The organism is Borreliella burgdorferi B31, from assembly GCF_000008685.2.
GTDB lineage: Bacteria > Spirochaetota > Spirochaetia > Borreliales > Borreliaceae > Borreliella > Borreliella burgdorferi.
The window spans coordinates 24,464-47,379 of record NC_001857.2 but is presented as its reverse complement, the minus strand read 5'-3'; the positions used below and the strand labels follow the sequence as shown (position 1 = coordinate 47,379).

The following is a 22,916-nucleotide window of genomic DNA, read 5'->3' as shown; positions in this document are numbered from 1 at the left end:
TCCAAATAAATCCAATCTAAAAATAACAATAAAATTTAATCTTTAAATATTAAATAATAATATTGTTATTTGACAATTATTGTAATATAGTTATATTATTATTTTATATTAGAATTAATTAATATTAGTTTTAATTTATAAGGAGAGTATTTTGAAAAAAGCCAAACTAAATATAATCAAGATTAATATTATTGCAATGATATTAACTTTAATTTGCACCTCATGCGCACCTTTTAGCAAAATCGATCCTAAAGCAAATGCAAACACTAAGCCAAAAAAAATCACCAATCCGGGGGAAAACACCCAAAATTTTGAAGATAAATCTGGAGACCTTAGCACTTCTGATGAAAAAATTATGGAAACTATCGCTTCAGAGCTAAAAGCAATTGGTAAGGAACTGGAAGATCAAAAAAAAGAAGAAAATATACAAATAGCTAAAATTGCTAAGGAAAAATTTGATTTCCTAAGCACTTTTAAAGTTGGTCCTTACGATCTTATTGATGAAGATATCCAAATGAAAATAAAAAGAACGCTTTACTCATCTTTAGATTATAAAAAAGAAAATATAGAAAAATTAAAAGAAATTCTTGAAATACTTAAAAAAAATTCCGAACATTACAATATAATTGGAAGATTGATTTATCACATATCATGGGGCATTCAATTCCAAATAGAGCAAAATTTAGAATTAATACAAAATGGAGTAGAAAATCTAAGTCAAGAAGAATCTAAATCATTGCTAATGCAAATAAAATCCAACTTAGAGATAAAACAAAGACTTAAAAAAACCTTAAACGAAACTCTTAAAGTTTACAATCAAAATACTCAAGATAATGAGAAAATACTGGCAGAACACTTTAATAAATATTACAAAGATTTTGATACTTTAAAACCTGCCTTTTACTAATAGAAAGAAAAAAAATAATATGTTGCACTTGATATTTTAAAAAGAGAAGTTAATTCTTCTCTTTTTTTTTAGACTCATAATCTAAATTCAAATAAATCCAAACTAAAACACAACAATGTCTTTCAATTTTTATAATAGTTTAAATTTAAACTTTAAATAATTTGATATACATTTATAATATGTAATAAAAATTATTTTGTACCCAGAACTACATTTTTACAAAAGGAGAATATATTTTGAAAAAATACAAATTGGCGTTTACTAAACTGGGAAAAACGTTACTTTTGTGTTCATTTATGTGTTCGTGCTTTGATTGGCTCAAAACAAGAACTTGTCGCAAAAATAGAGAAATAATAGGGCCAGTAGTAGAATAAATAAAAAAGAGCAAAGTATTTGCTCTTTTTTATTTATATTTATTGATTATTACTTAATTTGAACTAAGTTTTTATTAATTAATAATTAATTTTAAATTTTAATTAATTTTGATTATTAAAATTCATTAAAAAGAAATCGAGGAATAGTATTTTGAAAATCAAACCATTAATACAATTAAAGCTTTTGGGATTGTTTTTATTTTCTTGCACGATTGATGCCAATCTAAACGAAGATTATAAAAACAAAGTAAAAGGAATACTTAATAAGGCAGCAGATGATCAAGAAACAACAAGTGCTGATACAAACTCAAATGCTGCAAAAAATATACCAATTGCTGACAATGACAAAGTAGCAGCAGAGCTAAAAAAACAATCGCAAGCGGCAAAAACAGTAGCAGCAGCGCCAAATAAAGGATCGCAAAATCAACCACAAACAACACCAAATAAAGGATCGCAAAATCAACAAGCAGCACCAAGCCCACAATTGCAAAGCTTAAGTTTTAGCGCAGATCTGTCAAATCTGCCAAAAACAACAGCAGCAAGAGCTGCATCACTAACAAAACAAAGAATACCTATTCAAGCCGTTACAACCGTACCCGGAAATACAAGAACTTTTAACAGCAGAAATAGCGGGCTGCCAACATTTGCCTTAAACTACAGCTTTAGTCAACCAACAAGACAGCAAACAAATTCAAGCTCTGCTGTACAAACAACAACATCTTCTGGCAGTAAATTACAAACATTAAAAAACGAACTTATTAGAGCAATTTCTGAAGAAAAAAATAAAACACAAAACAACTTTGGATTTAGAGAAACTTACGATCAATTCAAAATGAAAGATTCTGCATTTGAACTGCTAGATGTTATTTCAAGTGCTAAAGTTTATGACAGAAGTTACGCGCCACAGCTTAACTCTAACACACCAGAAGCAGAAAATGAAAGAAATAAATTCTATGCGCTTATGGATTTTGATCAATACAAAATTGAACAATTTGGATCAATAATGGAAGCTCTTTACAATGAGAATCAAAATCACAGCTTAATAAGAGAATTAATGATATCAGGGCTTGGAACACAAATTTCTTTCGAACTTGCACTAGAAGAAATAAATAAAAAAATTGAAATCTTTAACCAGGATTACTTAAACGCTAAAATCAACAGTTTTGATTTCACCATGAAGCTAAAAGAGCTTAAATCAAAACTAAATCAAATATTAGATAAAAGAAAAGAATGGTCAAGACAAGCTGATGGGCTTATTGCTAATGCTAGCTCTAATTCAAGTTTAAGCGATTCCAAATCCTTAGCAGAGTACATTAAAAAAAGATACCTAGATAATATGCAAAATGCTCGCCAGTCTGTTCTTGAAGCATACATTAGTATAATGTAATTCAAATAGTTTATTTAAAAAACGAAAATAAACTATTTTGCAACTATTTAATCAAAAGAAGAGCACTGGACTCTTCTTTTTTTTATTGTTCTATTTCAAATTTGAACTAAATTTAAATCATTAAGTATTAATTTTAAATAATTAAAGTTACTTAAAATTTTTATTAAAGGACCAAATTTTGAATAAAATAAAATTATCAATATTAATAACATTGGGGATAACGACATTTTTCTCTTGCGATCTAAACAACAAAGACAACAAAGACAAAGTAGCAAGCTTTACGGAAACAAAATACAATGAATTAAGTCCTCAAAAAGGCACAAAAACACAAGATCAAAGATCAACAAAAAACTTAAAAGTTTCAAACAAAGGCGAAGCGGATCTAATTGACAAGCTTTTTGAAATTTTAGCAAGAGAAATGACAATAATAAAAAAAGAAAAACTTCAAACAGAAATACCCAGCCAATTTGGACTAAAAAATAGCATGTTTGAACTGCTTAATGTTTACAAAATTGACTCCACAAATGGCACAAGGCTTCAAGAAAAAATGAACTCAAGCCTCGCAGAATCTCAAAAAATGAGAAGACAATTTTATTCATCACTAAGCTATAACACCACTGATATTTTCAATTTAGCAGAGATTGTAAACAAACTTTACAAAGACCCAAAAGCCCACGATACAATAAAAAAAATATCAGGTGGTATACGAATCCAACAAGGATTTGAAGTTGCACTTGAAGATTTAGCAATCAACATGGATAAGCTAAAAGCAAATGATTTTAACAAAAATACTTTGGAAGAAATTTATAATTTAATTGTTGATTTAACCTTAATAAAAAAAGAATGGCTTAGCACAATAGAAACACTAATTAAAAGCTCAAATGCTACCTTGGAGCTACAATACAATACAGAAAAGCTAAACGACCACATTGAGCAAACATATAAAGATACTATGATTTCTCTTTGCTTGAAATCCGAGCAAACATTACTTCACTTAGACACATTATTTAAATTTAATAATAATTAAAAAATAAGACCTTGTACCCAAAGAGAGCGCATGCTCTCTTTTTTTTTGAATTCTTCTTGTACAATAACAATTTTGAATTAAAGTTATTAATGGGGTAATTAAAATTATTAATTAATATAAATTACTTAAAATTTTTATTGAAGGATAACATTTTGAAAAATAATAAATTAATTGCAATATTTTTATTGCATGTATTAACTGTGCTAATTTTGATTTCTTGCTCTCTGGAAGTCAAAGACAGCAATGAAAGCAAAAAGCATAAAAAAGAGAAAAGGAAAGGAAAAGTAGAAAATCTGCTTGTTGCTATTAATAATTTAAAAAATCCAACAAAGCCCGCAGCTGGAAAAAATAAAGCAAATTCAAAGGCTTCAAAACAAAAAAATAATCCCAACGCTAATGCCAACAATGCTCCAAAAAAAATATTAGATCCTGAAGTTGCAAAGCTAATACAAAAAATACTGGACAGATCTGAGAATATTATTCAAATAAGCGAAATGGATTCTTCCAGGGGTGAACCTAATGACCAATTTGGAATGAGAGCAGAAATATTTAGTAAAATATTTTTCAATGCAAACTCAACAGTGCATTTTGACAGCCACGAATATACAGAAGAGAGAAGGATGCTTTACACATCTTTAAATTTCAACGAAGGAAAAATTTTTAATCTTGGGCAAATTTTATCAAAACTCAGCCAAGACTCAAACTACAGAGGTTTGGTTAAAGAAACTCTTATAAACAGAGGCTTTAGCATTCAATTAGCAATGGAAGAAATCAGCGCAAAAATACTAAATGTAAAAGATAAACTACAACAGCTAAACAAACCTAATTTGGAAACACTCTACAATGATTTTGAAAAACTTACATCACTTAAAGAAAAATGGCTAAAAGACACAGATGACCTTATTGACGAGTACAATACTAACCCTGACTTACAAACTGACGTTTCAAAATTAAATGACACCTTAAGATCAAAAAATTCAAGAGCTCAATTTGCAAACATTCACGATATAATTTTGGACTTAGTAAACACGACTACCAATATTCTTGCTCCAATTCAGTAATACTGGTTTTGCATTCAAAAGGGGGGAGAGGGGTTTAAAAACCTCTTTCCCCTTTTTTATATTTAATTTTAATATTAATTTAATTTTTCTAAATCAAAATAATAAATAGTTATTAGTACTGTATTTAAATTAATTTACAAGCAAGTATTATTACTTTTTCATTGACTTTGTCATAGGTTGCTTCATTGATTTGGTATTTTTGTCTGGCATTGACTTCATCATATCTTTATCTGTCATTGGAGCTGTAACTTTTGAATCTTCATCGCTAGTATTTTCCATCTCATCTGAAATTCTTGTAGTTTCGCAAGCAACAAATAATATTGCACTCAAAAATATAGCGTACATTAATTTTGTCATTGTTTATTCTCCTTCTTTAAAACTGATATTATATTAAAATATAATCTTAAAATAATCAATATCAATTGGTTTTTTGTTCTAAATAAAAAAAATTATTAAACAATATACAAACTATTGATAAAATCCGTATAAAATGATATCTTATACAAATAAATTTGGACTGAGGAATAATTAAATATTTGTATGTACATAAATTTTAATATTTTAAAAAATAATTTAAATAAATTTAATATTACAAAAGATAAATATGAGTGCAATTAAAAACAACCTGATTTACAAAAATGAACATGCAAAGCCTTTAAATCCCATTCTTTGTGCACAGTTTTACATTAGAACTTACAGCATAGATTCAAAAGCAGCAATTGAAATAAAATCAGAAGCAAACTATTTAGGCCAATACGATAAAATCACACTAACAAAAGGCAAGCTAAAATCAATTAGCATATTGGCTCACAAAACCAGTATGGATAAAAAAGGTTTAAAAAACCTACTTCAATTAAAAAATCACAAAGATTTTAATCATTTTTATGAAAATAATTACATAAGATGTTGTTTAAATTTTGAAGATAAACAAAAAAAAGAACTGAATTTAATGCCCTTGTTTCATTATCACAGTTTGTTAAGCATCAATAAGGCAATTCTAAGTAACGACAAAGAAGGCAATTTGCAATTTGGAAGCTCATTTTACGTATCAACCAATCACAGCTGGAAATATTTAAACTTTGCCAAATTTCAAAAAAGTCTAAATAAAATTAAACTTATCTACTCTAATTATTCTAATAAAAAATATTACATTAAAGTAAGTCAAAGCATTTACGATGCACTAAAAATATTGACCAATGCTTCAAGGCTAAAAGAATTTATCAAATAATTATTTATTAAAATTAAACTTAAACACTTCCCACACACGTTTCAAAGAGGCTCCCAACGCGAGCCTTCTTTGTACAAATTTTAAAAATAAGTAAAATTCATATTTTAAAATGTGAGCTATACTTTAAGAATAGCTACATACTTCATCAAGGCCAGTAGACTGTTTAAATCAATATGAAATAACACTACTTTTAACTACCTCCAAAGAAGTTCTTTTGCATTAGAGAACTTCTTTTTTCAATAATTAATTTCTATTATTTTTAATAAATTTAATCAAATTAGCTTTAAAACAACTTATTAATAATTAATATTAATTATATAATGAAAAAACCAAAGGATAAGGAGAAATAAATGAGCAAAAAAGTAATTTTAATATTACTAGAAATTTTGATCTTGTCTTGTGATTTATCTATAAATAAAGAACAAAAAACCAAAGAAAAAACATCTGAAAAGCAAGAATCTGAAAAACAAAATATTGAAAAACAAGAGCCTGAAAAACAGAAACAAAATGCAGCAAAAATAATCCCTACGGTATCAATTCAAACGGTAGAAATAAGGGAATCAAATCAAATTCCAAAAAGCATTGAGAAGTACTACAAGCAAGCTTATCCGATTCAAACATTCACTCTTGATTTTAGCATCACAAGAGAAAAGGAATTTCTAAAACCAGAAGATAAAATCTTGCCCACACAGGGGAAAGTGGAGTCTTTGAGCATCTTAATAAATAAAAAATTGTTAGACTTTAAAGCCCCAGAAAATCCAAAAAGCTCAACTTTAAAAAATTTCAAAGAAATTAAAAATATTGAGAATTTCTTCCAAAATCAAGACTTATTATTTGTCTTAACCCTTAAAGATAAAAATAACAACAACACTATTAACATCATGCTCAATCCCCCAAACGACATCCAAAAACCCAAAGATTATATTTTAAAAGACCTTAAAGACACAATTAAAAAGGGTACTGGTGAGAAATACTTAAATCCTATCTATAGATTTCAAATAAAAAACAAAAAAGATTATCATTCAATAGATTACAACAAAGTGACTATTAGCGAAAAAACAATAGAATTGGACCTACTGCCTCACGAACAAGTCTTTCAAATGAATAAAAATTTCACTAAAATTTTAGACACAATAACAGACTTAAATAATCTAAAATTAGTAATTCAAAAAGAATTAGTGTAAAATTAAATCGGGCTTTAAAAATAAAATACATTTAATTGATTAATTAAATCCAATGATATATAATTACATCTAAATTGCTTAGGTTAAAGGAATGATTAAATGGTTAAAAAAATAATATTTATTTCATTTTCAATATTTATTGTGTCTTGCAGTGCAATTGGTCGTGGGATTTTAATAGATTCTATTCTTAACAATGTGCACAAAGAATTAGAACAAGAAAAAAAAGATGAAAAAAAGAAAAACCCACAATCAAAAGCCTCAATAGAAGAAAATGCTGACAACAACCCCGAAGAAGAAGATGATGATGATCAAAATGAAGAGAGTGAGCAGAGCAATTAAATCATTTTCATATTTTAAAAGCATTTTATTAGCTAATAGTTAAAATCTTACGCCTACATTTAAATATCTTAATATATTCAAAGGAACATCGATTTTCATCCGATGTTCTCCTTTATTGATAAATCTGAAAAATTCTAAGTATGCTGTACACTTAGTACAAAGCAAATCCTTTGTATCAATATAAAAAAGAAGAATGGTGCTTAGAGTTTTAGAAAAATTTAGAAAATTTAAAAACAGCACCACTACTTCAACACCAAATTACAAATGAGCCAAAGGCAACGCATTATATATTGTTAAATTTTAATTTTAAAAAAATAGTAAGAATAAAAATTTAAAAAAATAGTACAAAATCTATGATACCCCCTTAAATCCCCTTAAAGGGGATTTTTATATTTAAAAATAAAATCAAAATGCAAAAAATGTGGTATAATGTTTCTCAATATTCTTTTTTAAAGGAGTGAGAGGCTTTGAACGGCAAGCTTAGAAAAGCTTTAAAAATTGCAATATTTACAACATTGCTGCTAGTTATTAGCTGTAATGCAAATATGGATACAAACGATAAAAACAAAGCCTTAAACGAATATAAATTAAAAAATATTTCAGAAGTCATTAAGAACAGCTTGCAGCTTGAATCAGACCCTAAATTAAAAAAAGAACCTGAATCAAACATAAATCAAAGCACACCCCCTATTTTAGAAATTGAAAAAATCGAACCTGGAAAACAAGAGATGTCCTTAAAATCTGAATTTGGCAGCGAAAGCTTAATGCCACTAGAAGAACCAGAAGAAGCAAATATGGCAAAATCAGAAGAAGAAATTGCAAAAATACAAGAAAAATTATTGTTAATTGGAGCTTCTGACGAGATCACAGATCAAGAATTGGGCGAAAATATGCAAAAATTTTTAAATCCAACTACAGTAGAATTTAAAATTTCAACAACCACCAACGAAACAATACTTACCACAATTGAAGAAGAAGAAATTAATAACAACAAAGACAAAATTTTTGACCACAAAGAAGAAAATGTCACTTTAGGAAATAACTCTTTAGAAAATGCAACTTTAAACAAAAACACAATAACCTTAGCACAAAACCAAAAATACACCACTCACTTAAAAAATGATGACAAATTCATAACAAAAGAATACTTAAAGCAAGTTAGAGACTCTCTAGATAAAGCGCTAAATGCAATAAAAAATTTAGAAACATCTAAAGAATTTAGAGAGCTTGAAAATTTACCAAAGGATCAAGAAAACTCTCCAAGCGCAAAAAAAGAATCAACTGAGAGCAACATTAATAATACTAATACCGAGAACATAGAAATAATAAAAAACAGATTGCTCGAAGAGCTAAACAAAAGTGAGCTTATTTTTGAAGACACTAAAGATCCCCTAGGAACAAGCACAATAAAAAAGGTCATAGATGCTGCTAAAAAATGGCAGGAAAAAGAAAATTCAAGTCAAATAGACTGGGACTTGGGCTTTAAGTTTCACCCAAACCCAAAATTTTACAACAAATTGACAGCTCAAGAATATAAAGTTTTGGCTGAAAAATTTACTAAAGTTAAAAATGAATACAAAAACACAAAAGAACAACTAAAAGCTGAGTCCAAATTAACAACCAACAGCATCAGCAAAATAATTAACGCAACAAAAGAATTTGCAAACCAGGTAATAAACTTAATCTTATTGGTAGAAAAAAATTATCAATAAATCTTTGGCAAAGCTACACTAAAAAAGAAAAAGCAAAAGAAAAAACTATTTTAAGCAATCGGGCCTGTTTTTCCGGTTGTAGTTGTTGGCACACCACTACTATTAACATAAGTTAGAGTACCAGAACTGTGCATATGATTTTCAAACTTAGTTCCATTAATCTTTAAATTGCCTTTAATTTCAATATTATCCACATCAATGATCAATTTTTTTGCTTTAAATTTTATATTCTCACTTTGCGCACCAAGCTCTTGCACGCTCAATTCAAACTGATCAAGCCTAATGCCAATTTTTTTAGGATTAAGAACACTTAGAATGTAGAAATAATTTTTATCAAAATGATTATTATCACTTTCTTGGAAAATATTAAAATTACTTTGAAGTAAAATCACCTCATCTTCTGCTGTTAAATCAAAATTAAAGTTAGATATACTACAAGTACTAATCTCTAACCCTTCGTACTCTTTAATAGTAACAACGCCCTTTTGAGTTTCAAAGTCAAAACTTTTAATAACACCTATTCTACAAATAAAAACATTTTCAAAAAGAAATTGCTTTAACACACCAGTAGAAGAACCTTTTAGGCTGCCTGACCCTGTGCGAAAATCATTATTTTGCATAATACATTTCCCCTTTAGAGTAAAGCTCTAGGTTTAAAACACACTCTCTGGTACTACTTAATCTGGCACTGGTGTTTTTAACCTTGCAGTCAAGAGTATTTCCATGTCTGTCTTTAAAGCTTAGATTATCTGCAATCTTAATGTTGTGAGTAAACATCACTTGCGCTTGATACAAACTTAAACCAGACTTAAAACCTAAAGCATCCTTTTGAGGTACAAACAAAAGCCCATAATCTTCAAGTCTTTTGTACTCAGCAGCGCCAAACTGTTCAAAATTCATGAAAATAAATTTCAAATCAACATCTTGCCCGGGATTTCCAATATCAACAATCACAGCGTCAACGTATCCTTGCCGCCTTAGGTATTCTATTAATCCTTTTGGCGAGTTACAAGCAAAGCTCTCTTTGATCACTTTTGTTTTTTCAAGCTCATTCATAAAAAAAATTGCTTTGTCCTTAAACGCATAATTTATTGCATCAGCAATAGTGCTGCCTTTGAAATTCTTATACTCAAATTTTCTCTCTAAAAAGGTTGCTCTGGACAAAAGATACAATTCACACTCAAAACTAAAATTCTCAGCCCCACCAATTCTCTCAACAGGCGCTCCCAAATACCCAGCCATAATAAACTGGTAATCTTGCTGATCTGAAAACTTTTTATAATAAATTTTTACAATGTCTGCAGTTTTAAAATCAGAAAAATCTAAAGGCACATTAAAAATTTGAAGTTTAGCCTTTTTACTAGTTATTAAATTATTCTCAGAATATGTATTTTGAATAAAAATATTCAAATCAGGAGCACCATTTTGAGTGGTAATAACAACTCTGGGCCTAAGGCCTGAAAGCCTGCCGCCAATGCTATTCTTAGAATTAACTGTATTGTAAAATTCAATCTTAAAATCGTACTGAAATATTAACATCTTTTTTAAATAAAACTCCTTTTAAATCAATATTAAATTGATTGATTAAATTCTTAACAAATCAGCCTAAAAGCAAAATTTAATTTTTTACTCCTTATTTGATTTGTAAATCACCATCACTACAACTTCTAACCCGGTGAACAAAATCTTATGATTAATGTCTAACACATTTTTTGAACCTATCTTTTGAATAAAAAGTCTTAAATCTCTCTCTAATTCCTCAAAAGATCTCTGCTGATTTAGTTTAAAATTGAAAATTTTAACCTTAATAACTACACCATTCTCAACAGCATAGGAATGCAAATTGAAAGACAAACAAAAAAATAAAATAAAAATTGTACAAACTTTTCTCACAAATGCCACCAACTTGCCTTAAACTTGTAAATGCCTTGCTACCTTTGCTTTTTGGCTTTATAGATCACCATTACAGACAAACCATTAAAAGTTATGCTATGCTCAATGTTTAAAATATTCTCAGGTCCTATTTTATTAATTACATTTTGTATTAACCCTTCAGCAGAAGAAACAGAATGATCTTCGTTTAAATTGCCACTAATTTTTACTTCTTCGTATAAAAACTTGACTGCAATCTCTTCGTCATCTTGAAGATCATAAGAATATAAATTAAAACTTAAAAATAAAAAAGAAATTAAAATTAATTGTCTCATTAATATTCTCCAAATAAAAATTATTCTGGCTTTAAAGCCTAAAAAATTAAACTTAAAAAGTTAAACTTAAAAGATTAAAAACTTCCAAAGCAAATCAAAAAAATATTCAAATTCAAAAATTTAAATAAACTGATCTTCAAGAGAATCAAAAAACTCATCTTCACTCTGGTCTTCATTAAATGTATCGTCTCTGCTTTCTCGATCATCTTGGTACTCTCTTTCCCCATCATCTGGATCTTCGCTTTCTAGCTCATCGTCTTGGTACTCTCTTTCTAGCTCGTCTGATTCTTGGCTTGGATCATCTAAAAATTCACTTTCTGCACCGTTAAGATCATACTTATCTAAGATTCGTCTTTTGTTGCATTTTTTTACACCTTGTGGGCTTTTGGAAGGTCTTGAGTTTTTTGAAAACTTTGAACCAACAGATTTGTTAGGCTTGCTCCTTAAAGACTTCAGTTTGCTCTGATTGTCAGATATTCTTTTTTTAATATTTTCACCAGATTTTACATTCTTAAGCCTATTGGATTGAAAATAGTTTTCCAGAAAAAGAGCTTTTTTAATAATTCTCTCTGCAATAAGTTTCGTATATTCCGGATTTTCAATAAGGCTTTTGTTTTTGTAATTTCTTGTTAAATATTTATATTTTCTAATAATCTTAAGTAGTGGTAATTCCACTTCTTTTTGAAATCTACCCCTAACAAGTTTTGCTTTTATTATTCTTTGCAAATTATTACAATAGGCATTCAGTGCATTAAGCTTAGTAAGCACTTCTTGACTTTTGATGCTGCCAGCTTTATCTTGAGATTTGATTAAAATCCCATTGTCAAGATCATGCATTAATACATACGCCAAATCTATGTCTTTTTTGAAATTCCATTTTCTAAAATCAAATGGTCTTGCAACACTTGCATATGTCGTTGAAACAATAAATAAAAAAAATATTAAAATAAGTTTAAATTTTATCATTAATATTCTCCTAATATTTAGATGTTTTTAATTAATATTTTAACCTTTATAAGTCAAAATATTAAACGTTTTGCAAATTTTTACTTGCAAACTAATTTCAACCTCCTCTAGATAAACTGTGTCTTTAAGCTTTAATGAACTAATGCTTACCACCTCGTGAAACCCCACCGAAGGGCTGTACATGCTGTAATAAACCCCCAGATTAAACCTTTGCCTGAATTGCATTTTTATAAAATTGCTATTAAATTCTAAAGCACTATTCATAAAAGGAGTTTCTCTTAAAGCTCTTATCAAAGTTTGATCATAAATAGATGACAAAATCCCTTTATTAATTGTTACAATCTCAGGCCTTGGAGTAATGTTAAAGTTTACATATTCACTTTTTGTATTTGTAAAATCAATTACTGCACGGGCTGAGCTTACACTTGAGAGATTTTCTTCTATTAGATCGTGCTTTACAAAAATAAAAAATAGCTGGGGAATGTACCCAAGGCCTTTAAAATCAAGCCTTGGAAAAAGTAAAACAAAATTAGAAATGCTTGCTAAACTTGAAATTTGATTTACAATCTCTTTTATTAACTTACTAGCTTGCTCTTTAATCACTTAAAACCTCTTTTGCACTTAAGGCATTCTAGAATCGTCATCAATTCCTCTTGAATTTAATTCACTAGCGCTATTTAGCAAATTTGTCATGTGCTCAACCAAAGGTAAACTTTCAAAAGCTTGCGCCAAAATACTACCAAGATTTGAAAAAGTATTTCTTAATGGGTCTAGCACACTGCTTGTAAAATCGTAATTTTTAGCCCACTCCAAAAGTTCTAAAGTTTTTTCCAAAATTGAGTCTAATCCAGGCTCAAAGGCAGTGTTTATTATTTTGCTATTTAAAACTTCAGGCTGCCCCGGACTCTTTAAAGACATTGTTGGCATCCTAAAACTTAAAACTTTTTCTAAATTATTCTCACCCCTTAGAAAATCACTTACCAAGCTAATTGCTTTTGAATCATTTTTGGCATGCCCTTCGTTTTTTAATTTCTGTGCAAGCTCAACCATAAAAGAGAAATCATTTGAATTTGAATTTAAATTTGAATCTGGATTTGAATTTTGTGAACTTTGAAGAATGTAAAGTTTTCTTAAAAAATCATTTCTCTCAAGCTCTGTTTCAAAAGATCTTTTTCTTTTTAGTATTTTATTTGCACTTTCTTTTTGATCATCTTTGAAAACCAAATTTTCAAGACTTAGAGCAGTCTTTTTGTCTTTTAAATTTTTAAATTCTTCTAAAGGCAAATTTAAATCATTAAAACCATTTTTTATATTAAAAAAATCTACAAGGCTTGAGTCTTTAAAAAGATCTCTAAAAGACATTAAATTTTTCCAAACAATCTGGCTGTTTGCATTTTTTAAACCTAATGGTTCTTGCAAATCCCCAAAAGGGAAAGTCTTGTTAAAATTGGAATCTAATCTAAAGTCTTTTGGTAGATTAGTTTGAGCTTCACCAGAATTATTAACAAAATTCTGCTTAAAAGTGTTTTTAATATTTTCAGTTTTAAAATATGAATGCTCTTGAGAGCCAAGATCCAATTTATCTACTTCTGGCTTTAAATAAGAGCTTAGACTACTTTTATTCTTATTTAAGTGCCCATCAGGCAAAGCGATTTTGTCTTTTAAATCTAAGTCTAAATCCAAATCTTTTAAAACGCTTTTTGGATTGTTTTTCTGAAAATCAGGACCTAGAAAATCCTTAAAAGAATCAATTTTGCCTAAAACATTTAAAGATTTAAAACTTGCTGATTTTTTAGAATTATCACTTTTGGGTCTTTTCAAACTTTCAAGTTTTTCAAGGCTTAAGGATAAAAAATCCTTACTACCTTTTCCACCCAAACCACCAAAACCCTGACTGAAAAAATTTTCCCTTTTTAGACTTAAAAACTCTTTTTTTAAATTACTCTTTGTGGCATTTCTGTCAAGAACGCCTTCTAATGTAATTGTGAATTTATTCTCATTATTGTTTTCTTCGTACATAAAAACCTTTAAAACACGCTACTAAAAGACAAAAACCTCTCGTATATTTCCTTGTTAAGCTTTAAATTGGCTACTCGGTTAACCTCTACAAGCTCCTTGTAGCCCATTTTTTTAACATCTTTGTATGTACAAATGCCCATTACAACAGGAAAATAATACTTATTAGTTTCTCTTGTCAAATAGTCTATGTATTTAAAATAACTAGTCGCAATCTCTTGCTTATTCATTGCTACCTTCTTGCAACAAAGACTCAAAACCAGGCTCTAAAGAATCTTCTGAGTTTAAGTCTGAAGGCTTGCTGTTTGTGATTAAATCATAACTCCAGCGCTCATTAATGTAGTCATACTTAATGTAGTCGCCGTTTTTATCTTGAAAACTTTCAATGTAAACCAACCCGGGCTTTTTAAAACCTTCAATTGTTTCAAAAAGTGAATACTGAACTGAAAAAAGAATTGTGGGAAGAGCGTACTTGTAAAGCTCAGAATATCTTCTCTCTTTGTTTAAAATTTCGTAAAATTCATCTAAAAAACCTCTTGAGATCATTAGTTTGGTTATTTCTTTTAATGTTCGCAGATCATTAAGCTTGCTAATAAGCTCATCTCTTTCAACGTCAAATCCTAAAACGCTGTCCCAATCGTACATGGGAATATCTTTTAAAACGTATGTATGTGTTTTGGCTCTGGTTAATATTTTTAACTTGTATCTCATTTTTAATTCTTATCCTTTTAAATTTGCTTTTAACAATTTTAACTTGTTTTTAACACTTTTAACTTGCTTTCTCAACATCACAATTGATTGCATGAATTGTAAACTTAACAGTATCATTATCAGCTGAATACTTTCTAGTTGGAATTTCTGCAAAAAAGGCACTATTTGAAATAATTTTAAGTCCCATTTGATCGTTAAACACCAATCTTTTTAACTTTTTAGATTTTGGTACATTCTCGTAAAATTGCTCGTTGCTTAGCTTTGTTAAGAGTTTGTAATCAAGAGACCCTTTGCTTACTTCTAAATCAAAAATATGAACAACGGTTCTTGGATCTCTAAAGCTTGGAATTGGAAAATTTCTGTCTTCTGTGCTTGCTTTAGCCATTACATTAGGCTCTGTGCTGTACTCAAGAGTGCCTGTGTCTATTAAATTGTCATTAAAGCTAAAAAATATTAAATCAAGTGAATAATATTCTCTCATTATGATGCTCTCCTTAAATATTCGTTTATCTCTTGTGTTGTTATTATTAAATTAACGCTATTAAAGCTGTCATTGTACTTAAGCGCAACCTCTAAGCTTAAGCTTAAGCCCTCAGAAGAGTTAATTTTAAGTTTAATCTCCTTGTAAGAGACAATAAGACCTTTTTGTTTAAGTTCATGGAAAAAACATTCAAGCCCTGCTGTGTATTCGTTTGGCAAATTGCCGTCCAAATTTAAAGAACCAAGCTTGCTGTTAGCTCTATTGTTTTTATTCCAAATTCTAATAAGCTCTTTGATTGCTTCATTTTTAATGTAAAAAAGCGTAAAAGTCTCATCAATCGGATCGCCTGAGAGACTAACCCCTTCTTTGAAAGCTAAAATGCCGTCATTGCCGGTTTCATTAAGAAGTGAGTAAAAATTAATATTGGTCTTTCTAAGAGAATCAATAAGAGAATCATCATAAACAGGAACAGCGTTTAAAATCATCCCATAAGGATTAACAGCGTGAAAAATACTTGCTTGATGCAAATACGCTGCTGTAAACTTAAGGTGCAAATTTTGCTTGCCGGCGTAAACAGCAATAATATTTTTAAGCTCACTTTTGTCTTTGCCTTTTAAAAAATCAGGCAAATTGGCATCTTTAGTAGAAATTACAATAAAATTGCAAATTTTTCTAATCTCTTCAAAATCGCTACTAATAACATCTTCTGCTTGATTTACAAAAACTACAAACGGATGTAAATTGGATTTTAAAAAATCTTTAATCTCTTTAATCTGGTTGTAAACATAAAAATCAACAGACTTAAGCCCGTCTTGCCCAAAAAAATCGCTCATTGATTTTTTTAAAGCGCTCAGCTGCTCTTCTGCTATTTTCTTCTTGGAAGAATCAGACTCTTGGGCCTTTTGCATCTCAAGTTTTTCAAGAAGATCTTGTAAATTTGTAACACTTAATGCTAAGTGCTTACTTGCTAAAACATTGCTTTTGTAGATTAAAAGCGGATTGTAATAATTAACATTATTGAAAGCTAGTCTGTTTTGCACAAAACTAACGCTTATTGTATCTTTTGGCATTTATACTCCTTTTTAAATTTCTTTTTTTTAATTTCTTTCTATTTCTTTCTATTTCTTTCTATTTTTTCAAAAAAATTTATCTCTCTTGTTTTAAAACCTGTATATTTGCAACAAAAATCTGATTAAAACTAAAACACATATTGGCGTGCATATTAGAAACACCAAGAAGCCCATCATTATTTAAATTGCTAATCGAGCAAAGATAATAAGTTAAAAGCAAATAAGAATCGCCTTCAAGCTCTTTTGTAAACTCAAACTTAAATCTATTCTCGTGTAAAAATTCCAAAAAGTGTTCATACACTTTGCAAATGTTCTCATAAGAATCTTTGTAAGCTTTAAATAAAACAAAACTTAAAAAATAAAGCGAAAACCTTAATCTAAATTCATTAAACTCTTTACAAGAATTTCTACCCCTTAGATTTCTGGGGGTAAGACCTTCGAAAGACTCACTTTTTAATACAAGTAAATTGCTAGTATTTGTAGCAAACTTTTCCAAATACGGGTGGTTGTAAGTGTTTAAGATTTCCAATTCTATTTCTTTAAGATATAAATATTTTTTAAAATTTGTAAGTATTTTTATTAAAAACTGTACAGACTCATTTAGTCCTATAATCATGATTATCCCCTTCTTTTGCTTTTAGATCCTGGGTTTTTCAATGCTTTTATTAGCCTCTTTGGCCTTAAAAGCTCTTTTTGGACTTAGATCTTTTTGCATGATAAGTGAATAATTTTTACAAAAAACTCTAAATTGATCTTTTATTTCAATAAGTCCTTTTTGAATAGATTTTCTAAAAGCTGTTTTTATTTCTTTGTTTGAAAAAATATTAGAATAAAACTCTTTGTAAAAAGCCTTTGCTAGTTTGAAATTAAGCTCTTTTTTAATTTCTTCGGATTTGATATTAATGCTATTTTCTGCATTAAAAGAAATGTCTTTAAATTTAATCTTTACACTCAACAAGAGCTCCTTAAAACTAGAGTATTGTAATTTAGACCTTCTTTGTAACTTTTTTGAACCCCCAAGATCGAATAAACATCATCAAAAATCTTAACCAAATCTCCGTACTCAAATTCCAAATTCTCAAGAGTATACACCTTGGCGTAACTATTTTGATCAAAAATATTTACACCTTCAATCTCAACTACTTCTTCTGGATTAATTAACAAAAACATTCCTTTAAAAACAACAGTATCAGAACTTTTAAATCTAGTTTCATAAGATGCATTTATTGGATCTTTGATTACTCTGAATTTACAGAAAAAAAGTTCTTGTGAATATATACTTATAATATTACTTAAACTAATATTAATCATCTCTAAAGATTTCATTTAACTACTCCTATTAGAGAGCCTTTTGCTCTTAAATCTTTTATTAAATCATCCAAGCATTTGCAAAAATCGCCCCCACAGCTGCTAGAGTCAAGATTTGTGGGAAAATATTCCAATGATATCTCTTTAAATTTTTCAGACTTAATGTTATTTAAATTAAAACCCTTTAATCTGTTTCGTCTTTTTAACTCGCAACCAATAAAATAATAAATTAAAACAAACATTGTAGAATCATTTAAACTTTCAATTCTTATTCTCTTGAGAATTAAAATATTTTCAAGTAAATTTAAATATAAAAAAAATTCTTTGATACTTAGATCTTTAAAATCAAGCATTAAAAGCTTAAGTATTTGCTCATACACTCTTTGCAGTGATTCTAAATTCTCACTCTTTAGAGTTTTTAAATTTGCACTTAAGGCCTGATTGGTATCTAATTTACTGTCATTCATTTTTTAGCTCAATTTTATCCTAAGGATTGAATTTTTTGTTGCCAAAATTGTTCCAATAGAAAAGTCAAGAAAACTTGTTCTAAAATTGCTACTTGAAACTTCTGTGTATGAATTTAATATCGGCTGATGACCGTCTTTTAAAAGCAGTAGTTTGCTACTTCTTGGATATATTAAAATTTCATCATCTAGTAAATTTGTAGTCTCAAGCTCAATATCTGCATCATTATTAATTGCGCTTATAAAATCAAAAAGCATGTCTTTGTATGAATAATTGTTGTTTGGAAGTCTTTCAAGTAGGCGGCCTTTGATTTTACTGGTTGTAAGTATTTTAAAAGGCACCCTTCTCTCGTCTTCCAAATTAATTTTTGAAAGATCATCATTTATTGATTTTATTTGATCTAATATGTTTGTCTGTTTAACTGTTTTATCTATTTGATTTGGAAGATTCAAAAGTCCGTACATAGTTTCATTGTTAGACTCATCAACAAGAAGAGTTCTTTTACTGCCTCTTGAGAGTGTAAGTCCACCTCTTAAATAGTGCGCACTCATTAACTTTTGTATCTCAATTATTGCTCCTAAAAGCCCTTCTCTCATGTTAATATTTGTGTTTGCCTCTACGCTAACTTTTCCATCTGGTGCATAGTAAGTAAATGCATACTGAAAAGGTAAATAGTTAATTTTTACTATTTGTCTTTGGAACTTTATTGTTGAGACTGTGTTAAAATCATTAACCTTTAATGTGGGAATGTCTGTTAAATTAGAATACCACTTAATAATTCTGTCGCTTCCAAGGGAAATATTGCTACTTTGTATTTGCTGTGAATCTAGAAAATGATAATATTCTGGGATTGGACACTCTTTAACTAAAACATCCCTTACTGTGTTTACATACTCGTCGTTATTTAATATGCTCTCATCCATTCAAATTCTCCTATTTTAAATTGAATCTTTTATTTGCTTGACTAAAAAAAGAACTCTAACTCCATAAACATCTCTTCTGTCTTTAAATTCTAAAGCAGGACCTAATGCTAAAGCGTGAATAACAGATGCATTTTTGCTAGATTTTTCTAAAACCCCTTCGCTGTTTATTATTAATTTGTCTTCTGCTTTGATGGTTTTGTCTTTAGTAATCAAAACACATTCAAAACTACAAGTGATTGGAACAACCGTGCCGGTTCTTGAAAAATCGTCAAAGTCTACACAAACCCCATAAAGATCACTACCACCGCCTTTTGCTATTTGCAAATTTGAACCGTTAACAATAAGCTTAACTCCGCATTTGTAGCAAAAATCTAAAGCTTGATAATTTTCAAACTTATCAGCAGAAGAGCTTTTAAGTCCGCCTTTTTGAGCAAAATAAAGCCCTTCGTCTTGAAATTTGTGGCTCTCAAATACCGGGTAACTGCTAGCATTAACGCTTTGCAGTTTGTCTAAAACAATTTTTTGAGCTTGATTTTTCTTTAAACTTTCAAGCTGGCTCTCAAGTTCTACTTTTGATGCTTTTAGCTTTTCTATCTCTTTTTGAAAATCAATTGAATCGCTCATTAATAATCTCCTTTTTTAAATTAATTTTTTGTTTAATTTTTCATTAAAAGCTTAAATTACAAAAATTCAAACAAATTTAAGCTAATTTAAGCTAATTTAAGCTAATTTATTACAATAAAATTCATTCTTAATCTCTTCCCACTGATTAAGCATTGCTTTTCTTAAATCATGATATGTGTTAAAAAAAGCATTTCTGTCTCTTAAATTATTTTTTTGATCTGATTTTATTCTTTGAAAATTTATGACTTTGTATGAATTTTCTGAATTCTTGTTCTGATCAATGTTAGTCTTTGCAAGCCTTATTAGTATTGCGCGGGAACTCGGGTCAATCTCTTCAAGGTTGTAAGTTCCAGCTACAGCAAATATTTGAGCTGATTTTACATACTTTCTAATAAGCTCTTCAGCTTGTCCTTTTACAACCTCTTTAAAAGAATACCCTTTTGCTAAAAGATTTTCTGTATTATACTCAAAACTTAAATTATCATTTGCAAGTTTATTTATCTCAACAGATTCTCTTAAGTCATTGTGAGAATAATTAACAGTTAAGTTATTACTTGCACTTTTGAGATTTTTATATTCCAAAAACTCACGAACCAAAGAGTCGCTTAAAACTTCATTGTTTTTACTTTTAGACTCTTTTAAATCTTCTTGGTTTTTGTCTGTGCCTGAAGCCATTTTTTCCATAATTACTCCTTTTAAATAACCAAACTTAATTGTTCTTTTAAATTTTCTTTTGCCTTGTCGCTTAGATTTTCATTTTTAATTAGCTCTAAATATTTAAAATAAACATCAAGAAGCAAATTGTCTTTTTGAAGTCTTTGCTCATAGCTTAAAGCTTCAAGCTCATTAAACTTCATATTTAATCTGTAATATTTGTTAAGCTTGAGATTGCACGCATTAGCAACAGATTCTTGAACGCCTTTTAAATAATCATAATAATTGCTTTTATCTCCCTTGCCGCTGCTGCCAAGCCCTTTGACTTGCTCATTAAAGCTTCTGGTTAAAGGCTCTTTGGTATCAGCGCCAATTTTTGCTTTAACAAGTTCAAATGCGTCTTTTAAAAACTCTAAATCATATTTTATTACTTCTAGGCGTGCATTCTCTGATGCTGTGTAAAAAATTCCATCATTGTTTAGAGTGTTTTTAATCTTGCTAAGCTCTCTGCTAAGCTCGTCAGAGACGCTACTTAATGCTTGAAAACTTTTGTTTGGCTCTTGAGCTTTAAAAAAGGTAGAAAATATTTTGCCTTTGCTGTTTGCCAAAACATTAATTTCTTCTTTTGCAATCTCTAAAGATTCAACAAGTCCCACCAAATGTTCGTCTTTGTAAAACAAAAAATTATAATTTCTTATTCTTTTTTCTATTTCTAAATAAATTTGTTCTAAAAGACAAATGTTAAGCAGCAAACTTTGCGTGTAAGCAGGTTCTTGCTCGCCTAAAACATAATCATAATTTTCATAAATTATTACTCTGCTTTTATCTATTTTTACAACTCTTGCTCTCTCAAAATCATCCGGGTCTTTTGAGTTAGAAAGGTACTCCACGTAACTAGAATCTCTTTTGTTAATAATTTTTTGAAAATCCAAATATTTAAAACCTGTGGGTAATTCGCTGTTAACCTTTTTGCTTAAATCTTCATCTTCACTTTTGGGTTTTACCAAAATATAACCTGCTCCATTAAATCTGTAGCTTATCATTGCTTCAAGAAGAGCTTCTTTTAACTGAACCTTTAACCCCAAAAGAGACTTGCTGCTTTCTTTCAAGCAAGACTTTTCAAGCAGGCTTAAATTAATTCCATTCTTAAGTGCATCTTCTGCGGTACTTTCTATGTAGTTTCTAAAAAAAATTGAATATCTGTAAACATCAATAGGATTGATTTTGGATTTATTGTTTTTTATTTCCATTTTAAATTCGTTAATCATTTTTTTAAATATCATTATACATTATTATATCAAAAACAGTTTTTTATTCAAATTGTTATTATTTGATATTAATTATTAAACAATATTGATATTCAAAATGTAAATATTAAAATTTAAAATTGATTTAAAATTTTATAAAAAACTAATACGTTTTAAAGTATTTATGCTAATATTAATTAAAGAATATAAGTAAAACTTACAAAATATTCTACTTACTTTTGCTAGCATTGTTAAAAAATAGACATTGTAAAATGATATTAAAAAGAAAATTAAATTAATACTTTATCCAATCCCAATAAATATTAAAAAGGTAGAGAGCTGTTTCTCTACCTTTTAATATTGAAATGCAGAAAATCTAATTAAACTAAAAATAAAAAAATAATGTCTTCTTGCCTTCTATTCCCCTTTGAGCAATAAAAGATGTTGCTAAAAGAGATGCTCTAATTGCTTTTATTAAAGCTCTGTCTGCTTGAAATGTAGATTTAATAACCAAAAGTAGTCCAAGGAGAAATTCTCTTGTTTTTAAATTTTCAATGCTATTAATCTCTTCTTCGGCTGATTTTATTCCTTCTTCATCTTTATGTAAAAAATCAATCTCTTTTAACCCTACTGAGTCAATTTCACTTACTGTGTGAGAATCAAAATTGACTATTGTCCAATAAAATACTTTTAAAATCTTGTCAACAATCCTAAATGTTATGGGAATGTCAAAATCAGAAATTTTATCAAATTCTAAAAGTAGATGATTGTTTAGCTTTTTGGCTAGATTGATCGTAGAAACAAGTTTTGATTTTGATTTTTGGACCTTTAAATGAGCATCATTTAAATTATTTGCATTTAAAACCTTATTTAAATTGGTCTCTACTTCTAAAGCAGAATTAATCACTTGAGTTGATAATTCCTTGGCAAATTTAACATTATTAAATTTAAAATCTTGTAAATTGCTCTTTGCGTTATTGACTTCACTCATAATAAAGACACTTAAAAGTCTTTTAAAAAAGAAA

The 22,916-nt window shown here is 28.8% G+C and carries 29 protein-coding genes; 8 read left to right on the top strand and 21 right to left on the bottom strand.

The genetic code is table 11. From position 1 onward, the window contains the following. Positions 1–151 precede the first annotated feature (151 nt). The 4 genes from BB_RS05395 to BB_RS05380 all read left to right on the top strand — a co-directional run bounded on the left by BB_RS05395 (position 152) and on the right by BB_RS05380 (position 4,756). Positions 152–907, top strand: coding sequence for a complement regulator-acquiring protein (locus BB_RS05395; protein ID WP_010890397.1), 756 nt, complete (start codon positions 152–154; stop codon positions 905–907). A gap of 525 nt (positions 908–1,432) precedes the next feature. Next, a complete protein-coding gene (locus tag BB_RS05390; protein WP_010890396.1) occupies positions 1,433–2,668 on the top strand; it encodes a complement regulator-acquiring protein in 1,236 nt (411 codons plus the stop codon). A 178-nt stretch (positions 2,669–2,846) separates the two neighbouring features. After that, positions 2,847–3,695 (top strand): complement regulator-acquiring protein, encoded by an 849-nt coding sequence (locus BB_RS05385; RefSeq protein WP_010257157.1) that lies wholly within the window; start codon positions 2,847–2,849, stop codon positions 3,693–3,695. A gap of 152 nt (positions 3,696–3,847) precedes the next feature. Further along, positions 3,848–4,756, top strand: a complete 909-nt coding sequence (locus BB_RS05380; RefSeq protein WP_010257154.1) for a complement regulator-acquiring protein — start codon at positions 3,848–3,850, stop codon at positions 4,754–4,756. Positions 4,757–4,906: 150 nt separating this feature from the next. Here BB_RS05380 and BB_RS05375 read toward each other — a convergent pair whose 3' ends face one another. Beyond that, on the bottom strand, positions 4,907–5,113 hold the full coding sequence (locus BB_RS05375; RefSeq protein WP_010257151.1) for an Lp6.6 family lipoprotein: 207 nt from the start codon (positions 5,111–5,113) through the stop codon (positions 4,907–4,909). 247 nt (positions 5,114–5,360) lie between these two features. Between BB_RS05375 and BB_RS05370 the strand changes: the two genes are divergently transcribed. From BB_RS05370 to BB_RS05355, 4 genes are all read left to right on the top strand, one after another. Continuing rightward, positions 5,361–5,984: a hypothetical protein gene (locus BB_RS05370; RefSeq protein WP_010257147.1), complete on the top strand. Its 624-nt coding sequence runs from the start codon at positions 5,361–5,363 to the stop codon at positions 5,982–5,984. Positions 5,985–6,334: 350 nt separating this feature from the next. Beyond that, positions 6,335–7,168, top strand: a complete 834-nt coding sequence (locus BB_RS05365; protein ID WP_010890395.1) for a surface lipoprotein P27 — start codon at positions 6,335–6,337, stop codon at positions 7,166–7,168. Positions 7,169–7,267: 99 nt separating this feature from the next. Then, a complete protein-coding gene (locus BB_RS05360; protein ID WP_010890394.1) occupies positions 7,268–7,507 on the top strand; it encodes a hypothetical protein in 240 nt (79 codons plus the stop codon). Between the two features lie 467 nt (positions 7,508–7,974). Further along, a complete protein-coding gene (locus tag BB_RS05355; protein WP_010890392.1) occupies positions 7,975–9,219 on the top strand; it encodes a hypothetical protein in 1,245 nt (414 codons plus the stop codon). Between the two features lie 50 nt (positions 9,220–9,269). On the opposite strand, the gene BB_RS05350 is transcribed toward BB_RS05355, so the two are convergent. From BB_RS05350 to BB_RS05255, 20 genes are all read right to left on the bottom strand, one after another. Further along, entirely contained in the window at positions 9,270–9,839 is a 570-nt protein-coding gene (locus BB_RS05350; RefSeq protein WP_012622810.1) for a DUF777 family protein, read from the bottom strand. Next, entirely contained in the window at positions 9,829–10,758 is a 930-nt protein-coding gene (locus BB_RS05345) for a DUF693 family protein (RefSeq protein WP_012665583.1), read from the bottom strand. The genes BB_RS05350 and BB_RS05345 overlap by 11 nt, the downstream gene beginning before the upstream one ends. Before the next feature lie 87 nt (positions 10,759–10,845). Continuing rightward, positions 10,846–11,112: a hypothetical protein gene (locus BB_RS05340; protein WP_010257121.1), complete on the bottom strand. Its 267-nt coding sequence runs from the start codon at positions 11,110–11,112 to the stop codon at positions 10,846–10,848. A 38-nt stretch (positions 11,113–11,150) separates the two neighbouring features. Beyond that, on the bottom strand, positions 11,151–11,426 hold the full coding sequence (locus BB_RS05335; RefSeq protein ID WP_010257117.1) for a hypothetical protein: 276 nt from the start codon (positions 11,424–11,426) through the stop codon (positions 11,151–11,153). A 120-nt stretch (positions 11,427–11,546) separates the two neighbouring features. After that, positions 11,547–12,392: an outer membrane protein gene (locus BB_RS05330; RefSeq protein ID WP_010890390.1), complete on the bottom strand. Its 846-nt coding sequence runs from the start codon at positions 12,390–12,392 to the stop codon at positions 11,547–11,549. Between the two features lie 39 nt (positions 12,393–12,431). Next, the gene (locus BB_RS05325) at positions 12,432–12,995 is read right to left on the bottom strand and encodes a DUF792 family protein (RefSeq protein WP_010890389.1); all 564 of its coding nucleotides are present in this window, start codon (positions 12,993–12,995) and stop codon (positions 12,432–12,434) included. A gap of 18 nt (positions 12,996–13,013) precedes the next feature. After that, a complete protein-coding gene (locus BB_RS05320) occupies positions 13,014–14,411 on the bottom strand; it encodes a hypothetical protein (RefSeq protein WP_012622802.1) in 1,398 nt (465 codons plus the stop codon). Between the two features lie 8 nt (positions 14,412–14,419). Further along, positions 14,420–14,638, bottom strand: a complete 219-nt coding sequence (locus tag BB_RS05315) for a DUF1322 family protein (protein WP_010257105.1) — start codon at positions 14,636–14,638, stop codon at positions 14,420–14,422. Then, positions 14,631–15,119: a DUF1473 family protein gene (locus tag BB_RS05310; protein WP_010257732.1), complete on the bottom strand. Its 489-nt coding sequence runs from the start codon at positions 15,117–15,119 to the stop codon at positions 14,631–14,633. Before BB_RS05310 ends, BB_RS05315 begins: the two co-directional genes overlap by 8 nt. Positions 15,120–15,177: 58 nt before the next feature. After that, on the bottom strand, positions 15,178–15,600 hold the full coding sequence (locus tag BB_RS05305; protein ID WP_010257097.1) for a DUF1463 domain-containing protein: 423 nt from the start codon (positions 15,598–15,600) through the stop codon (positions 15,178–15,180). Then, complete coding sequence (locus tag BB_RS05300) at positions 15,600–16,670, bottom strand: DUF787 family protein (RefSeq protein WP_010890388.1); 1,071 nt, start codon at positions 16,668–16,670, stop codon at positions 15,600–15,602. The genes BB_RS05305 and BB_RS05300 overlap by 1 nt, the downstream gene beginning before the upstream one ends. A 76-nt stretch (positions 16,671–16,746) precedes the next feature. Then, a complete protein-coding gene (locus BB_RS05295; protein ID WP_010257727.1) occupies positions 16,747–17,286 on the bottom strand; it encodes a DUF764 family protein in 540 nt (179 codons plus the stop codon). A gap of 21 nt (positions 17,287–17,307) precedes the next feature. Beyond that, complete coding sequence (locus tag BB_RS05290; RefSeq protein ID WP_010257723.1) at positions 17,308–17,625, bottom strand: hypothetical protein; 318 nt, start codon at positions 17,623–17,625, stop codon at positions 17,308–17,310. Next, positions 17,622–17,996: a DUF1506 family protein gene (locus BB_RS05285; protein WP_010257720.1), complete on the bottom strand. Its 375-nt coding sequence runs from the start codon at positions 17,994–17,996 to the stop codon at positions 17,622–17,624. Before BB_RS05285 ends, BB_RS05290 begins: the two co-directional genes overlap by 4 nt. Beyond that, positions 17,993–18,445, bottom strand: a complete 453-nt coding sequence (locus tag BB_RS05280) for a DUF3890 domain-containing protein (protein ID WP_010257716.1) — start codon at positions 18,443–18,445, stop codon at positions 17,993–17,995. The genes BB_RS05285 and BB_RS05280 overlap by 4 nt, the downstream gene beginning before the upstream one ends. Positions 18,446–18,448: 3 nt before the next feature. Then, complete coding sequence (locus BB_RS05275; protein ID WP_010257713.1) at positions 18,449–19,366, bottom strand: hypothetical protein; 918 nt, start codon at positions 19,364–19,366, stop codon at positions 18,449–18,451. Between the two features lie 15 nt (positions 19,367–19,381). After that, positions 19,382–19,990: a DUF228 domain-containing protein gene (locus tag BB_RS05270; RefSeq protein ID WP_010257711.1), complete on the bottom strand. Its 609-nt coding sequence runs from the start codon at positions 19,988–19,990 to the stop codon at positions 19,382–19,384. Between the two features lie 96 nt (positions 19,991–20,086). Then, positions 20,087–20,674 carry a DUF1357 family protein gene (locus BB_RS05265; RefSeq protein ID WP_010257708.1) on the bottom strand — a complete coding sequence of 196 codons (588 nt, stop codon included), beginning with the start codon at positions 20,672–20,674 and terminating at the stop codon, positions 20,087–20,089. Between the two features lie 11 nt (positions 20,675–20,685). After that, a complete protein-coding gene (locus BB_RS05260) occupies positions 20,686–21,927 on the bottom strand; it encodes a phage portal protein (protein ID WP_012665573.1) in 1,242 nt (413 codons plus the stop codon). A 349-nt stretch (positions 21,928–22,276) separates the two neighbouring features. Beyond that, a complete protein-coding gene (locus BB_RS05255) occupies positions 22,277–22,882 on the bottom strand; it encodes a hypothetical protein (RefSeq protein ID WP_010890386.1) in 606 nt (201 codons plus the stop codon). Positions 22,883–22,916 lie beyond the last annotated feature (34 nt).

What these genes read in the sequence shown, in the direction of transcription:
- BB_RS05370 (WP_010257147.1), top strand. Translation starts at nt 5,361, where the DNA reads ATGAGTGCAATTAAAAACAACCTGATTTACAAAAATGAACATGCAAAG.
- BB_RS05265 (WP_010257708.1), bottom strand. Translation starts at nt 20,674, where the DNA reads ATGGAAAAAATGGCTTCAGGCACAGACAAAAACCAAGAAGATTTAAAA.
- BB_RS05300 (WP_010890388.1), bottom strand. Translation starts at nt 16,670, where the DNA reads ATGCCAAAAGATACAATAAGCGTTAGTTTTGTGCAAAACAGACTAGCT.
- BB_RS05365 (WP_010890395.1), top strand. Translation starts at nt 6,335, where the DNA reads ATGAGCAAAAAAGTAATTTTAATATTACTAGAAATTTTGATCTTGTCT.
- BB_RS05345 (WP_012665583.1), bottom strand. Translation starts at nt 10,758, where the DNA reads ATGTTAATATTTCAGTACGATTTTAAGATTGAATTTTACAATACAGTT.
- BB_RS05260 (WP_012665573.1), bottom strand. Translation starts at nt 21,927, where the DNA reads ATGATATTTAAAAAAATGATTAACGAATTTAAAATGGAAATAAAAAAC.
- BB_RS05315 (WP_010257105.1), bottom strand. Translation starts at nt 14,638, where the DNA reads ATGAATAAGCAAGAGATTGCGACTAGTTATTTTAAATACATAGACTAT.
- BB_RS05320 (WP_012622802.1), bottom strand. Translation starts at nt 14,411, where the DNA reads ATGTACGAAGAAAACAATAATGAGAATAAATTCACAATTACATTAGAA.
- BB_RS05330 (WP_010890390.1), bottom strand. Translation starts at nt 12,392, where the DNA reads ATGATAAAATTTAAACTTATTTTAATATTTTTTTTATTTATTGTTTCA.
- BB_RS05305 (WP_010257097.1), bottom strand. Translation starts at nt 15,600, where the DNA reads ATGAGAGAATATTATTCACTTGATTTAATATTTTTTAGCTTTAATGAC.
- BB_RS05270 (WP_010257711.1), bottom strand. Translation starts at nt 19,990, where the DNA reads ATGAGCGATTCAATTGATTTTCAAAAAGAGATAGAAAAGCTAAAAGCA.
- BB_RS05360 (WP_010890394.1), top strand. Translation starts at nt 7,268, where the DNA reads ATGGTTAAAAAAATAATATTTATTTCATTTTCAATATTTATTGTGTCT.
- BB_RS05350 (WP_012622810.1), bottom strand. Translation starts at nt 9,839, where the DNA reads ATGCAAAATAATGATTTTCGCACAGGGTCAGGCAGCCTAAAAGGTTCT.
- BB_RS05275 (WP_010257713.1), bottom strand. Translation starts at nt 19,366, where the DNA reads ATGGATGAGAGCATATTAAATAACGACGAGTATGTAAACACAGTAAGG.
- BB_RS05310 (WP_010257732.1), bottom strand. Translation starts at nt 15,119, where the DNA reads ATGAGATACAAGTTAAAAATATTAACCAGAGCCAAAACACATACATAC.
- BB_RS05295 (WP_010257727.1), bottom strand. Translation starts at nt 17,286, where the DNA reads ATGATTATAGGACTAAATGAGTCTGTACAGTTTTTAATAAAAATACTT.
- BB_RS05335 (WP_010257117.1), bottom strand. Translation starts at nt 11,426, where the DNA reads ATGAGACAATTAATTTTAATTTCTTTTTTATTTTTAAGTTTTAATTTA.
- BB_RS05375 (WP_010257151.1), bottom strand. Translation starts at nt 5,113, where the DNA reads ATGACAAAATTAATGTACGCTATATTTTTGAGTGCAATATTATTTGTT.
- BB_RS05285 (WP_010257720.1), bottom strand. Translation starts at nt 17,996, where the DNA reads ATGAAATCTTTAGAGATGATTAATATTAGTTTAAGTAATATTATAAGT.
- BB_RS05255 (WP_010890386.1), bottom strand. Translation starts at nt 22,882, where the DNA reads ATGAGTGAAGTCAATAACGCAAAGAGCAATTTACAAGATTTTAAATTT.
- BB_RS05280 (WP_010257716.1), bottom strand. Translation starts at nt 18,445, where the DNA reads ATGAATGACAGTAAATTAGATACCAATCAGGCCTTAAGTGCAAATTTA.